Raw genomic sequence first — 14,203 nt, forward strand, 5'->3', positions numbered from 1 at the left:
CTGCGCCGCGTGCTCGACGTCGGCGGCGACGCGGTCGCCCTGATCGTCGCCGAGACGATCTTCATCGGCCTCTTCATCCTCGCCGGCATCTATTATCTGGGACACGCCTGATGAAACCGCTGGAACGCATCATCAAGACCGCGAAACAGGCACCCCGGCGCATCGTGCTCGCCGAGGGCATAGCCATTGACCAAGAAAGTGTCCGCCGGTGCATGCGGCAGGTCAGTTCATCGCGTTGATCGCCATCAACGATTTTTTCCATGCTCCCGGAGAGCGAGCCATCTGTTTAATAGAGGTGAAACGCCGGCGTTGACGACGAGCGTGTCAAGCAGGCCAAGACCGCCGATGGCCGTGTATGGCGATCTTCGATGACCGATCTTCCCAGTCACATTCTGACGACAAGTCCCGCGTCGATCTGGATCGTCCTCGCCGCATCAAACCTACCTTCCATCTGTTGCATCAGAAGCTCCCAGGTGGCTTCTGCAAAGGTCCGGAACGGAACGCGCACACTGATCATAGCCGGTTGGCACAGGTCAGCCCAGTCAGGGTCGTCGAACGTCGCCATTGCAACGGCCTGCTGGTTTTCCGCCGCCAGTAGCGCTTTCCACGTCGATAGTGCAACGCTGCTGTTGCCAGCGATGATCGCCGTCGGCGGATCCGGCTGTTCCAGTAAGTGGCGCAGGCGGGTGGCGTAGGCAACTTCATCGTCACCGCGCTGGATCGCTTGATAGCGGAGCGCGCCGCCGGCGAGCCTGGCTTGTTCCTCCAGGCCGGCTAGGCGATGGCGCGTGGTCACGACATCGAGATTCTGAGCAACGAACAACAGCCTCCGATGTTCGGTCCCCATGAGGTGACGCACCAGATCCTGCATGGCCTTGTTGTTGTTGACGATCACGTAGCTGAAGCGGTCATCTTCGCCGATGCGGTCCACCACCACAGACGGTGCACTCGAGCGGCTGATCGCTTCCAACGCGGCCTGAGGATGCAGGCTCGGCAGCAAAACGATGCCGTCGACTTGGCGGCTCAGCAGGCTGTTGACGCGCGCTAGCTCACGCGCCGGATCCTGGCGGGTGAGCACCTGAACCAGCTCATAACCATTCTCCGTGGCGATTTCATCAAGCGCATTCGCCAGTTCACGCAGATAAACGGTACTGACCGTGGTCATGCAAAGCCCGACGGTTTTCGAACTTTGCCGGCGCAGTGTTTGGGCGGCGCTGTTGACGCGATAGCCGAGCGCGTCGGAAGCCGCCAGAACCTGCTCGCGAACCTGTGAGCTTACCGCCCGCTTGCCGTTCAAGACATAAGATACCGTTGCAATGGACACCCCCGCATCCCGCGCTACGTCCGAGATCGTCGGCCGCCTTCCTGCTTTCCGCATGCCCCATCCTGATCCATTCAACGAAATTGATTTTACGCTACTTGCGCGCCCTCGTCCACTCTGCTAGTTAAACGTTTAACTTACCTGGATTACTGAAAATGCCGGAAACGATCAAAAAGATTGAAACGTTTAAGTACAATGTGGGCTGGATCGACTGGGTCTTCGTGAAGATCACCGACAGCGCCGGGGCCACGGGGTGGGGCGAGGCCTCCTTGCATGGCCCGATCTCTCCGGTGCTGGCGGCGATCGAGGAATATGCGGCGCATCTGATCGGTCAGGAAGCCAGTGGCGCGGAGCGGCATTGGCACCGCCTCTACAATGCCTGGCGCTGGCGCGGCGGTGCGGTGTTCATGACCGCGCTGAGCGCGATCGACATCGCGCTGTGGGATCTGGAGGCGAAGCGACTGGGCGTGCCGCTTTACCGTTTGTTCGGCGGCCCGCACCGGACCTCGCTGCGTGCCTATGCCAGCCACTGGTTGCAGGGAATCGACTCACCAGAACAGGCGTATGAAGGCGCACGTGAAGCGGTGCGCAGGGGATTCAAGGGTTTCAAGTGGTGTCCATTCAGGTTCGAGCTTCTGCGAGACGACTTTTACGGCGCGGTCCAGCGCGTCAAGGAACTGATGGCGGCAGCGCGCGAGGGTGCGGGGCCCGAAACCGAAATCTACATCGAATGCGCGGAACTGCTTTCGCCGCGCACCGCGCCGATCATGATCGACGCACTGCTACCGTTCCGCCCGGGCTGGATAGAGGAGCCGTTTCCTTTCGAGAACGCCAAGGCGATCGCCGATCTGCAAAAAGAATCGCCGATTCCGGTCGCGGTCGGCGAGCGGCTGCTTTCGCGCTACGAATTCCGGGAGTTGCTGGATACCGGCGGCTGCCGCATCGTGCAGCCGGACATCATGCATGGCGGCGGCTTCACGGAGTTGCGCCGGATAGCAGCGCTGGCCGAAACCTATCAGGTCACAGTCGCGCCGCATAATCCCGGCGGACCGATATGCACGGCGGCTTCCGCGCATCTGGCGGCTGCAACGCCAAATTTCCTCGTCCTTGAGCAGATCGAACCGGATCGGGAACTGCGCGATCGCGCCAGTTCGAACCCGCTTCGCCTCGTCGATGGTGATTTCAAGCTCGGCGATGGGAGCGGGCTTGGGCTGGAGCCCGATCTGGCAGCCCTGAACGACCGCACCCAGGGCCGGATTCCGCGTTTCGAGCGCGCCGGCGCGTTGTTTCACTGACGCTCTCGAGAGGGCGCACCAAACGGAGGACCGCAATGACATACGCCAAGCAACTGAAGATGCCGGGTACAGCACTCGTGCTTTGCGCGCTCCTTGCGCCCGGCGCCATGGCGCAGGACAAGGTCACCTTGCAGTGGCAGGCCACGGCGCTCAGCGAGACTCAGTATGAGCCCATCTGGAAAGAAATGGTGGCTGCCTTCGAGGCCAAGAACCCCAATGTGAAGATCCAGCCGGTAATCGTTCCCCGCAAGGACAACTGGACGAAGTTCGTGACGGCGGCGCAGGCCCAGCAAGCCCCATGTGTCGCCTCGGTACCGGTGCCCACCGCAGCATTCAACGGCTATCTGAGGCCGCTGAACGAAATGCTCGACGCCGAACCGGCCGAATACAAATCGGTCTGGACGGAGAACGGCCTCAAGGCGCTGACCTTCGAAGACGAGCTTTACGGTCTCCCCTTCTATGCCGGGATTTATGGCGAGATCTACAATGCGGGCCTTGTGAAGAAGGCTGGCCTCGACCCGAACAATCTGCCTGAGACCTGGGCTGACTATCTCGACTGGACCAAAAGGCTCACGGGCGCCGATCAGTGGGGCACGGCGGTGCTCGCCGGTCCGACCGACACAACCATGCGTGTTCTGTTGAGCTGGATCTATTCGAATGGCGGCAAGGCCTTCAACGACGAATTGACGGAGGCAACCTTCGCCAAAGACCCGAAGTCATTGGAGGCAATCAAGTTTTACATCGACCTCGCTACCAAGCACAAAGTGACCGCCCCCGCGCCGGCGACACTGAACTACAACGAGCAGACAATCCTGTTCGCGCAGCAGAAGATCGCGACCATGCGCAACGCCTACTGGGGCATCGCCAAGGTGCTCAGCGACAATCCCGGCCTCAAGGACGAGATCGTGGTGGGCGCGCCGCCTGCCAATGCGCCCGATGCACGCACGGTGGCGACGGTTACCGCCATGAGCATTTCGTCCAGTTGCGCGCACCCGAAGGAAGCCTGGGAATTCATAAAGTTCATGACCGAACCGCAATGGGCGGTGAAGATGGTCTCCGCCAGCAACTGGATGCCAATGCGCGGCGACGTGGCCAAGGACCCGGCGGTGGCTTCCAACCAGGTCGTGCAGAAATTCCTGGAAATGGGCTCCACGGCGCTGACCATTCCGCTGCCGACTCCGGCCTGGGAGCAGATCGCCAACAAGGATGTCGTCGCCGCCGTGCAAATGGCTCTCGAGCATCCGGACCAGGTTGAGGCGATCTTCAAGGAACTGGACGCGCAGGTGACCGCGCGGCTGCAGGAGAAATAGGATGTCCGTGGCGACCAGGCCCGCGACGGCGGGCCAGGCTGACGACGTCGGGATCGGGGTGGCTTCCCGGTCCCGCAGCGTCTGGCGTGGACCTGGCCTTCGCCGAGAGCGCCGGCACGGCTATTACTTCCTGGCGCCGGCGCTGCTGCTCACCGTGGCCCTGATCGCGCTGCCGCTTGCGCGCGCCTTCTGGACCAGCCTGCAGCGCACCCGCGGGCTGCGGTCGGATTTCACGGGTCTCGACAACTATCTCTACATCTTCACCAGTACGCAGTTCTGGGACAGCCTGCGCATCTCGGTAATCTTCACCGCGGTATGCGTGTTCTTTCACATGCTGGTTGGGCTAGGGCTTGCCCTGCTTCTGAAGCGTGCAGTCTTTGCCCGTACGCTTTTCCGGGTGGGCTTCCTGGCGCCCTGGATCGTCGCGCCTTCGATCGGCGCGATCATTTGGGTATGGCTACTCGAACCGCAGTTCGGCGTCGTGAACTACATGCTTTCCGGAATCGGCCTCGTGGACCGTTACCAGGCATGGCTCGGTACGCCTTCGCTGGCGCTGGCCTCGGTGATCATCGTCGACATATGGCGCGGGACACCCTTCGTCATGCTACTGCTTCTGGCCGGCTTGCAAGGCATTCCCAAGGACCAGTATGAAGCAGCCGCCATGGATGGCGCGACGGCGTGGCAACAGTTCCGTTTCGTGACGCTGCCGAACCTGCGCTATCTGCTGATCGTCTCTTCGACGCTCGATCTCATCTACACCATCAGGCACTTCGACATCATCGCGGTCATGACCGGCGGTGGGCCAATCGATGCGACCGAAGTGCTGCCGGTCCTGATCTACAACACGGCCTTCACCCAGAACAATTTCGGCCGCGCTTCGGCGATCGGCATCGTACTCCTGGGTATCATCCTGTTGTTCTCGATCTTCTATCTGCGCGCCATGCGCCTCGGCAAGGCAAGGGAAGACTGATGAAGACGCCGGTCCATATCCGCATGATTGAAACGGTGGCGCTGCTCATCGCACTGGCAATCATGCTGTTTCCCATCTACTGGATGGTCAATACGGCGTTGAAGCCGGCGGCGGAGGTCTTCCAGTCGCCGCCAAGCTTCTTTTCCGCGAACTGGTCGCTGGATGCGTTTCGGACGCTGTTTGAGACGCGGCCGATCGGGCGGTATTTCCTGAACAGCTTCATCGTCGCCGGCGGAACGACCGTGTTGTCGCTCGCGCTGGCGTCGCTGGCCGCATACGGTCTGACACGCTTCTCCATGCGCATCGAAGGTTTGGTCATCCTGGCGCTGCTGTTCATCAAGATGCTGCCGGAGGCGCTGCTCGTCGTTCCCTTTTATCAACTCGTCGCCGACGTGGGGCTGCTGAACTCGTATGTCGCGCTCATCCTGGTCTACAGTTCCTTTGCCCTGCCGTTCGCCGTCTGGATGCTGATCGGCTTCTTCCGGGTCATCCCGCGCGAACTCGACGAGGCAGGCATCATGGATGGCGCGACTCGGCTTCAGACTTTCCGGCTTGTTGTCCTGCCGTTGGCGCGTCCCGGAATCGTGGCGGTGGCTATGTTTACATTCCTCACTGCCTGGAACGCTTATTTGTGGGCGCTGGTGCTCACCACCGATCCTGACATGTACGTCCTGCCGGTGGGTATCGCGACGATGAAGGGTGAATATCAGGTGCAATGGAACGAGCTGATGGCGGCAGCCGTCGTCGCCGTTCTCCCGGTGGTTGCAATCTATTCGGTGCTGGAACGGCACCTCGTCGCGGGCATCACAGCCGGCGCGGTCAAAGGTTAGGAGAAGACGATGGCATCGGTCGAAATTCGCGGGCTTCGTAAATTCTACGGCACGACACAGATCCTTCATGGCGTCGACATCGATATCAACGACGGCGAGTTCGTCGTGCTGGTGGGACCTTCCGGCTGCGGCAAGTCGACCTTGCTGCGCATGATCGCCGGTTTGGAGGAAGTGTCAGAGGGTGAAATCCGCATCGACGGCGCCGTCGTCAACGGTTTGCCGCCCAAGCAGCGCGATCTCGCCATGGTGTTCCAGAGCTATGCGCTCTACCCACACATGACCGTTGCGCAGAACATGGGGTTCAGTCTTCGCCTCGCCAATGCCGACAAGGCGGTGATCGAAACGCAAGTTCGCCGCGCGGCCGAAGTGCTCGACCTTGTATCTTTCCTCGATCGTTACCCAAGGCACCTTTCAGGCGGCCAGCGCCAGCGCGTCGCCATGGGGCGGGCTATCGTACGCAACCCCAAGGTCTTCCTGTTCGACGAACCGCTATCCAACTTGGACGCCAAGCTTCGCGGCCAGATGCGAGCAGAAATCAAATCCCTGCATCAGCGCCTCAAGACCACCACGATCTATGTGACGCACGATCAGACCGAAGCGATGACAATGGCCGACAAGATCGTCGTGCTGCGGAACGGGAGAGTTGAGCAGGTCGGGCCGCCGATGGAGGTCTATCGCGAGCCCGCCAATAGCTTCGTCGCCGGCTTCATCGGCTCACCGTCAATGAATTTTTTCCACGGCATGGTCAGCGCGAGCACGCTCAAGCTCAACGAGAGGCTGATCGAGTTTCCATCAAGGATCGATGCGCTTGATGGGCGCGAGGTTCTTGTCGGCATACGTCCGAAACACATGCTCCGCTGCACCTCCGAGAGCAAGGAAGGCCATCCGTTTCGTGTCGAACTTGTCGAACCGACCGGGGACGAAATGGATCTGACTGGGACCATTTGTGGAAAGTCGGCGACAATGGTCATCCCTGCCGCCGACGTCCGCCCCAGCGACATCATCAATGTGATGCTGCCGACCGAAGCGCTTTACCTCTTCGATGCGGAAACGGGCTCCAGGATTGCCTGACGTTGATCGAGGCAGGATCGATACATCTCCAACTCACAACAATTGGAACTTAGTTCCAAAATCCTATTGACGTGGAACTTAGTTCCAAATATTCGTTGGGTGTCGGGAGCCTGCGCAAGGCGCCTTTCCGGGAGAGGATAGTCATGCTGCTCAGCGAGATAGAGAACCAAGGCGGCGTTCCTGGAGTTCAAGCCCTGACACGCGGCATCCAGATCGTCGAGGCTGTCGCTAGCCAACCGCGCGGCCTGAGATTTACCGAGCTTCTGGATCAGACGCAGTTGGCCAAGGGCACGCTGCACAGGCTTCTGCAGGCGCTGGTCGATGAGCGGCTGCTCGCTTTCGACCCCCGCGACCAGGTGTATCGGCTTGCCCCGCGCATCTTCGAGTGGGCGCACCGGGTTTGGGACAATTTCGATTTGCGCGGGGCGGCCGAGCCGGAATTGGGTCGGCTGCGAGACATGACTGGCGAGGCGGTGCGTCTGGGCGTGCTTGACGCTGCAAGCGTGCTGTATATCGACCAGCGCGAAGCACCCCAAGCGCTGCGCTTGAACAATGGCGTCGGCGGACGCGTCGCGCCGCACGCCAGCGGCATAGGTAAGGCGATTTTGGCTCACCTGACGCTGGAAAGGCGCCGAGCTCTGCTTGCCGATTCAGAGCTTCAACGTCTGACGTCGAGCACTATCGTCGATATGGAGGAGCTTTCACGGCAACTCGATCTCATCAAGGCCCGCGGCTACGCCATATCCCTCAATGAACAGAACAGCGGCATTTCGTCCGTCGCCGCTCCCGTGCTCGATCATCGCGGCGAGCCGATCGGCGCGATTGGCATCGTCGGCCCATCCTCCCGGCTGCCCGAAGATCGCCTGCATGCGCTGGGGCGCGATGTCATCGAAGCAGCACGCCGCACCGCCGGAAATTTTGGAGAGTTCGTCATGTCGCTTGCCGCCACGCCGCGTCCGCTTGGGCCGGAACGCGCCGATGTCAGTTGCGTGATTCCAGCCAGCAGTTTTCTCGGCGAGGGCCCGCATTGGTCCGCCGAGGACGGCAAGCTCTATTATGTGGACATTCTGGCACCTGCGATCATCGCCGGCGACATCGAAAAGGGCACGCACACGAACCTGACAGTGCCGGAGCTCGTCGGCTTCGTGGTTGCGCGCGAGAGCGGCGGCTTCGTCGCCGGCATGCATGGTGAAATCCGCTCGGTCGATCTGCGCAGCGGCGACATGACCGTTCTCGCCCGGCCGGAAGGAGACCGTCCGGGAAATCGCTTCAACGACGGCAAATGCGACCGCATGGGTCGGCTTTGGGCAGGAACGCTGGCCATCGATACGACCCCGGATCAGGGCAATCTCTGGCGTCTCGATGGCGACTGCAGTGTTCATCACATGGAAAGCGGTGTGCACGTCTCGAACGGACTTGGCTGGAGCCCGGACGACCGGACCTTTTACTTCACCGACACTGCACGCCAGACCATTTACGCCTACGATTTCGACCTGGCGACCGGCGCCATCGCCAATCGCCGGCCCTTCGTCGTTGTACCGGAAGCCGAGGGCAAGCCGGATGGCCTCACGGTCGACGCGGATGGCTTCGTCTGGTGCGCGCACTGGGACGGCTGGTGCATCACCCGCTACGATCCCGACGGCAAGGTGGAGCGCGTGATCAACTTGCCGATCCCGCGGCCGACGAGTTGCACATTTGGCGGCGCCGACATGCGCACACTGTACGTCACCTCCGCGCGAATCCGCCTTTCTGTGGCGCAACTGGCCGAAGCGCCGCTTTCAGGAAGCGTGTTTGCGGTCGAGACGGGCGTCAAGGGCATGCCTAATTTCAAGTTTGCCGGTTGAAGGCGCAACAATGGCTAAGCTCGAACTTAGTGGCGTCAAGAAGTCCTACGGCTCGACCGATGTACTGAAGGGCATAGACCTAACCGTCGAGGACGGAGAATTCGTCGCTTTCGTCGGCCCGTCAGGCTGCGGCAAGTCCACACTGCTGCGGCTGATCTGCGGTCTTGATGAGATCAGCGAAGGAACGATGGCCATCGATGGGCACATCGTCAACGATGTGCCGCCGTCAAAGCGCGGCATCGCCATGGTGTTCCAGTCCTACGCGCTCTATCCGCATATGTCGGTGGCCGACAATATGGGTTACGCGCTGCGGTTGGCCGGTACACCGAACGGTGAGATCAGGCAGCGCGTACAGGCAGCCGCCAGAATTCTGCGTCTCGATGCCTATCTGGACCGCAAGCCACGGCAGCTCTCGGGCGGCCAGCGCCAGCGCGTCGCCATCGGGCGCGCCATTGTGCGCGAACCGAAGGTATTCCTGTTCGACGAACCTCTTTCAAACCTCGACGCCGCGCTGCGGGTCGACATGCGTATCGAGATCGCCCGCATGAAAGAACGACTCGGCACGACCATGGTCTACGTCACTCACGATCAGGTCGAAGCCATGACACTGGCCGACAAGATCGTTGTCTTGAATGCAGGCAAGGTCGAGCAGATCGGCTCCCCGCTCGAACTCTACAACAAGCCGGGGAACCGCTTTGTCGCCGGGTTCATTGGCAGCCCGAAGATGAATTTTCTCAAACTTGGCAAGGGATGCGGCAACGGAAGCTATGCCGTGGCCGGCGGCAGCGTGACCTTGCCGGTTTTCGCCCATGCGCCCGTGGAAATAGGCATTCGGCCGGAGCATCTCACATTGGCCGAGCGTGGCAAGAACACGCTGTCCGGCGTCGTGGCGATGACGGAACATCTGGGATCGGACACATACGCCTATGTCGCACTGAACGGCGCTGAGGAAACCGTAGTGGCTCGCATCCCGGGGGAAAAGACATTCAGGCCCCGGCAGGAAGTCGGCGTGGAGGTCGATGCTTCGGTGATCCACGCGTTTGCCGCCGATGGGACCGCCATCACGTCTTCTGGCAATGCAAGAGTGGCAGCATGACAATGCATCCGGAGCTCATCGCCAGGGTCGCGGTCGCTGGAGCCAGCTACTCTAGCCTCGACGGCCAGGGCGTCATTGTTACCGGCGGTGGGTCGGGAATAGGCGCCTCGCTGGTCGAACATTTCTGTGCGCAGGGCTGCCGTGTTGGTTTCCTCGAACTGAGCGCCGAAGCGGCCGAGGCGACCTCCGAGCGGGTGCTAGCCAATACAGGCAATCGGCCAGCCTTCGCAGCGGTGGACCTGCGCGACATCGACGCCATGCGCGGCGCCGTCGCGGCTCTCGCTGACCAAACCGGCCCGGTGCGCGTGCTCGTAAACAATGCCGGCAATGATGATCGAATGCCGTTGGAAGAGGTTACGCCGGAGTATTGGGACGATCGACTTGCGGTCAACTTGCGGCACCAGTTCTTCGCGGCCCAGGCGCTCGTCGCCCCGATGACGCAGGCCGGCGCAGGCTCGATCATCAACATGGGGTCCATTTCGTGGATGTTCGGGGCGCCAGGCCTGATCTTCTACACAACCGCCAAGGCGGCGATCATGGGCCTGACCAAGTCGATGGCCCGCGAACTCGGCGAACGTAACATCCGTGTAAATTCGATCGCACCGGGCTGGGTTCTCACCGAGCGCCAAGTGGAGCGCGCCAAACGCATCTATCAGGACAAATTTGCGGACTACCTGACCAGACAATGCCTCAAGGAACACCTGCTGCCGCCCGATATCGCGCGCATGGCGCTGTTCCTCGCGGCGGACGACTCCCGCCTGATCACCGGCCAGACTTTCATCGTCGATGGCGGGGTCGTCTAGACAGGAATTTGCATCAAGCGGAACGGCGCTCGCCGCGATCACACAGACAGAGCCCAGTAGCAGCGTCCCTGGAGGAGACAATGACAAGAGTGCCACGACTAATAACGGCGGCCGCGGTCGCCCTTGCTTTGACCGCGGGCGCCGCTCGGGCGGCGGACCTGACTTGGATGGGCTCGAGCTACGCCGAACCGGCCAACAAGCCGGCGGTGGAACGTATGATTGCTGGCTTCAAGACGAGCAGCGGGCTTACGGTCGAACCGCTTGGCTTCGCCTGGGGCGACATGCAGAAGAACATTTTTCTGAAGGCCCGCTCGAACACGTTGCCTGAAATAGTTCAGCTCCAGGAACGCTGGCTGCCCACCGTCGTAAACCTGCCCACGCTGGTGGACCTGAACACAGTCTTTGGCAAGGAGAAGCTGGAAGCGACATTCGCGCCCGAAGCTCTCGCACTCGGAAATATCGATGGTCATCAATGGGGCCTGCCGTTGTTTTCGGGAACGGTTGGTATGGTCGCCAACAAGGCCGTGCTCGAACAGGCCGGCGTTGCCGTGCCGAAGACAGTCGAAGAGTTCAAGGCCGCGCTGATCACCATCCGTGACAAGATTCCCAATTCGGTGCCATATCCGATGGCAACCAAGAACAACGGCTCGATCGTGCTCGATTTCATGATCTGGAACTGGGTGTTCGGCGGGAGCATCATTGACGACGGCGGCAAAGCCGTGATCGACAGCGACGCCAGCCGCACGGCTCTCGCCTTTGTCGTGGACCTTGTGAAGGAGCGGCTGGCCGCCCCTGAAATCGACCGCCCGGATTCCCGTCGGCTGACAGCGCAAGGACAGTCTGGCTTCTATATCGACGCGCCGGTGACCCGCAGCTTCCTGCGTGACTTTTCCGGCAAGGGTGAGGCGTTCGACGCGAATGTTCTTCCGATGGCCATGCCGGTCCTGAAGGGCGGCGACAAGCCGGTATCCGTCCAATGGGGACACATCCTCTCGATGTTCGCGCCGGACGCCAAGGCAGTCCCAGAAGACGCAGCATCGAAACTCCTGGCCTATGCGACTTCGGATGAAGCGCAGACCGATTTCCCGATTGCCCTGAGCGCTCTTCCCACCACGAAGTCGGCCCGCGAAAAAGTAGCCGGCGACGCATATCTTTCGAACTGGGCCAAGGCCGCGGGCGAACCGAGGCCCAACGAGGTTGGGATCTGGTCGAATGCGGCAGAGTTGAACCAGATCGTTGGCGAGGAAGTGCAAGCGGCGATGCTTGGGCTGAAGAGCGTCGATGACGCCATCGCGGCCATGCAGTCGCGTCTTTCGGACTCGATGGCCAAGGCTAAGCCCGCAAATTGAGACGAGAAACGTCGCGACCGACATCCGATCGTCCGCGACGCCCTCCAGTATCGACGGAGCAAGCCGTGGCAGCCGACATGATGCGCAACTATCCAGTCTCGCCGCTCGCCAATCGGCGCGGACTCAAGGGCGGGCAGAGCCGCATCGGTCTACTGCTGCTGCTTCCAGCCGCGGTCGCCTTCACTGCTGTTATTCTCTACCCCTTTGCGAAGGCGTTGGGGCTGTCGCTGTTCGAATACACAATCGAGATGAACGCGCCCCGCTTCATCGGCGTCAGCAACTTTGCGAAGATTGCTGCGTCGCCTGACGTATGGGCGGCCTTCGCCACCACGGCAATATACGTGCTATGCGCAACCGCCGGCACGCTTGTGCTCGGTCTTGCCTGGGCTCTGCTGATGAACCAGCCGTTTCGGGGCCGCGTCGCGCTGCGCTCGCTTTCGCTGCTGCCCTGGGTTTTGCCATCGACTGTCAGCGCCTTCGTCTGGGCCTGGATATTCAACTCGCGCTACGGCGTGCTCAACGCCTTCCTCATGGAGGTCGGGTTGATCGACATGCCGCAAGCCTGGCTGTCGACGCCGCAGGGCGCGATGCTGGCGGTGATCCTGACCAAGATCTGGCTGTCGATCCCGCTGTTCATGTCGTTCTTCCTCGCTGGCCTGCAGAGCCTCGACAAGGAGCAGATCGACGCCGCGCGGGTTGATGGGGCCGGCAATTGGCCCGTCCTGCGCGATCATATACTGCCGCATCTGCGGCCCGTGCTGATCATTGTCGTCGTGCTCGGGGTCATAGGCAATCTGCAGCAGTTCGACACGATATATGCTCTGACACAGGGCGGGCCGGTGCGGGCGACGACGGTGTTGTCCGTCGAGGTATACAAGCGGGCCTTCGAGCAGTGGGATATCGGCTTCGCTTCCGCGATCGGCGTCCTGTGGGTCGCTACGCTGATGCCGCCGGCCTTTTTCTACCTGCGCATGCTGGTGAAGGGAAACTGAGATGTTCGACCTTTCCAGTCGGCAGGCGAAGACGATCTTTTGTGTCGCGCTCGCCTTCATCGGCTTCTTTCTGTTTTTCCCGATCTATTGGCTGGTCATCTCGTCCATCAAAGGCAATACCGAATTGTATCGTGCTGTGCCGACGCCCGTGCCGCTTGCGCCGACGCTGGAGCATTTCGTCAAGGCGCTGACCGCCGGTAAGCTGCCCATGTATCTGGGCAACAGCCTGATCGTTTCAGGCGCAAGCGCCTGCCTGGTGACGATCCTTGCGCTCTACGCAGGGTACAGCTTCGCCAAATACCGTTACGCGGGACGCCAGCCGGTCATGTTGTTCATGCTGTCGGCGCAGATGTTTCCCTTTGGCCTGCTTCTCATTTCACTTTACCCGATGATGAGCAATCTCGGTCTGTTGGATACGCGCCTGGGCCTCATCCTGAGCTACATCGTCTTCGCTATGCCGGTGTCGACCTACATGTTGTACAGTTATTTCAGCCAGGTGCCTGACGAACTGATCGATGCAGCCCGGGCGGATGGGGCGAGCGACCTGCGCATCTTCCACACTATCGTGCTGCCAATCTCCGTTCCGCCGGTGGTCACCGTGTTTCTCTATTCCTTCATGTGGTCCTGGAACGACCTGCTCTATTCGATGACGCTGATCGTCTCCGACGACAAACGCACCATTGGTCCGGGGCTCCTCCTGACCTATTTGAACGAGGTCAATTCGGACTGGGGCGGAGCGATGGCCGCTTCGCTGCTCGCCTCTGCGCCGATCGTGATCGCTTTCATGTTCTTGCAGCGCTATTTTATCCAGGGCGTCACTGCAGGCGCCATCAAATAGCTGGACCTGAGGTAGGGTTGCCGAAGGTCGCGAAAGGGCAGCTATGAGATGATCTATGCCGAAAAGCAGGAAGGCTGGAAGCGGCCCCTCTCTGCCGTGGAAATCGAAATCACATCCTGGCTACAGCAGCCCGGGCAGACACCAACCGCTGGACTGGGTGGTGATGCCTCGCAGGTGGCTGCCGCTTACGTTGCAAGAGTCGGCTGCAATACAAAAAAGCAGCAGGACCGTTTAATACGGGCCTGCTGCCAAGCTGCGAGCGGCCCAGCTCTTACCAGGGCAATGAGAATGTCTTGACGTTGGTGAAGCTTTTCATGGCTTCGATGACGCCTTCCTTGTAGCCGTTGCCGCTGTCCTTGATGCCGCCGAATGGCGACATCTCGATGCGGTATCCGGGGACTTCCCAGATGTTCACGGTGCCGACCTGCAGGCCTGCGATGTATTTCTGCATGCGCCGGAAGTCGTTGGTGCAGACGCCAGACGA

14 protein-coding genes and 1 pseudogene are annotated in these 14,203 nt (G+C 60.9%); 13 read left to right on the plus strand and 2 right to left on the minus strand.

Annotated elements, in window-relative coordinates; genetic code table 11:
* Positions 1-111: pseudogene (locus GGR00_RS28660) on the plus strand (putative sulfate exporter family transporter); the annotation flags it as partial.
* Positions 111-239 (plus strand): hypothetical protein, encoded by a 129-nt coding sequence (locus GGR00_RS28570; RefSeq protein ID WP_281389350.1) that lies wholly within the window; start codon positions 111-113, stop codon positions 237-239. The pseudogene GGR00_RS28660 and the gene GGR00_RS28570, both read left to right, overlap by 1 nt.
* A 146-nt stretch (positions 240-385) precedes the next feature.
* Here the strand turns inward: GGR00_RS28570 and GGR00_RS27885 are convergent, their stop codons facing one another.
* On the minus strand, positions 386-1,378 hold the full coding sequence (locus tag GGR00_RS27885) for a LacI family DNA-binding transcriptional regulator (RefSeq protein ID WP_246441727.1): 993 nt from the start codon (positions 1,376-1,378) through the stop codon (positions 386-388).
* A gap of 98 nt (positions 1,379-1,476) precedes the next feature.
* Here GGR00_RS27885 and GGR00_RS27890 point away from each other — a divergent pair, with 98 nt between their 5' ends.
* From GGR00_RS27890 to GGR00_RS27940, 11 genes are all read left to right on the plus strand, one after another.
* Entirely contained in the window at positions 1,477-2,616 is a 1,140-nt protein-coding gene (locus GGR00_RS27890; RefSeq protein ID WP_184702796.1) for a mandelate racemase/muconate lactonizing enzyme family protein, read from the plus strand.
* A 35-nt stretch (positions 2,617-2,651) separates the two neighbouring features.
* Positions 2,652-3,926, plus strand: coding sequence for an ABC transporter substrate-binding protein (locus tag GGR00_RS27895; RefSeq protein WP_184702799.1), 1,275 nt, complete (start codon positions 2,652-2,654; stop codon positions 3,924-3,926).
* A gap of 1 nt (position 3,927) precedes the next feature.
* Positions 3,928-4,896: a carbohydrate ABC transporter permease gene (locus GGR00_RS27900; protein WP_184702801.1), complete on the plus strand. Its 969-nt coding sequence runs from the start codon at positions 3,928-3,930 to the stop codon at positions 4,894-4,896.
* The gene (locus GGR00_RS27905; protein WP_184702803.1) at positions 4,896-5,726 is read left to right on the plus strand and encodes a carbohydrate ABC transporter permease; all 831 of its coding nucleotides are present in this window, start codon (positions 4,896-4,898) and stop codon (positions 5,724-5,726) included. The genes GGR00_RS27900 and GGR00_RS27905 overlap by 1 nt, the downstream gene beginning before the upstream one ends.
* 9 nt (positions 5,727-5,735) lie before the next feature.
* A complete protein-coding gene (locus GGR00_RS27910; RefSeq protein ID WP_184702805.1) occupies positions 5,736-6,797 on the plus strand; it encodes an ABC transporter ATP-binding protein in 1,062 nt (353 codons plus the stop codon).
* A gap of 143 nt (positions 6,798-6,940) precedes the next feature.
* Positions 6,941-8,641 (plus strand): SMP-30/gluconolactonase/LRE family protein, encoded by a 1,701-nt coding sequence (locus tag GGR00_RS27915; protein ID WP_184702807.1) that lies wholly within the window; start codon positions 6,941-6,943, stop codon positions 8,639-8,641.
* 10 nt (positions 8,642-8,651) lie between these two features.
* Positions 8,652-9,737: an ABC transporter ATP-binding protein gene (locus tag GGR00_RS27920; protein WP_184702809.1), complete on the plus strand. Its 1,086-nt coding sequence runs from the start codon at positions 8,652-8,654 to the stop codon at positions 9,735-9,737.
* Positions 9,734-10,540 (plus strand): SDR family NAD(P)-dependent oxidoreductase, encoded by an 807-nt coding sequence (locus GGR00_RS27925; RefSeq protein ID WP_184702811.1) that lies wholly within the window; start codon positions 9,734-9,736, stop codon positions 10,538-10,540. The genes GGR00_RS27920 and GGR00_RS27925 overlap by 4 nt, the downstream gene beginning before the upstream one ends.
* 80 nt (positions 10,541-10,620) lie before the next feature.
* Positions 10,621-11,889, plus strand: coding sequence for an ABC transporter substrate-binding protein (locus GGR00_RS27930; RefSeq protein WP_184702813.1), 1,269 nt, complete (start codon positions 10,621-10,623; stop codon positions 11,887-11,889).
* A gap of 65 nt (positions 11,890-11,954) precedes the next feature.
* A complete protein-coding gene (locus GGR00_RS28470; protein ID WP_184702815.1) occupies positions 11,955-12,881 on the plus strand; it encodes an ABC transporter permease subunit in 927 nt (308 codons plus the stop codon).
* Position 12,882: 1 nt separating this feature from the next.
* On the plus strand, positions 12,883-13,719 hold the full coding sequence (locus GGR00_RS27940) for a carbohydrate ABC transporter permease (protein WP_184702817.1): 837 nt from the start codon (positions 12,883-12,885) through the stop codon (positions 13,717-13,719).
* Between the two features lie 271 nt (positions 13,720-13,990).
* On the opposite strand, the gene GGR00_RS27945 is transcribed toward GGR00_RS27940, so the two are convergent.
* On the minus strand, positions 13,991-14,203 hold a 213-nt coding region (locus tag GGR00_RS27945), incomplete at its 5' end, for an aldehyde dehydrogenase family protein (protein WP_184701571.1).

This window comes from Aminobacter aganoensis (genome assembly GCF_014206975.1).
In the GTDB taxonomy this organism is placed as follows: Bacteria; Pseudomonadota; Alphaproteobacteria; order Rhizobiales; family Rhizobiaceae; genus Aminobacter; species Aminobacter aganoensis.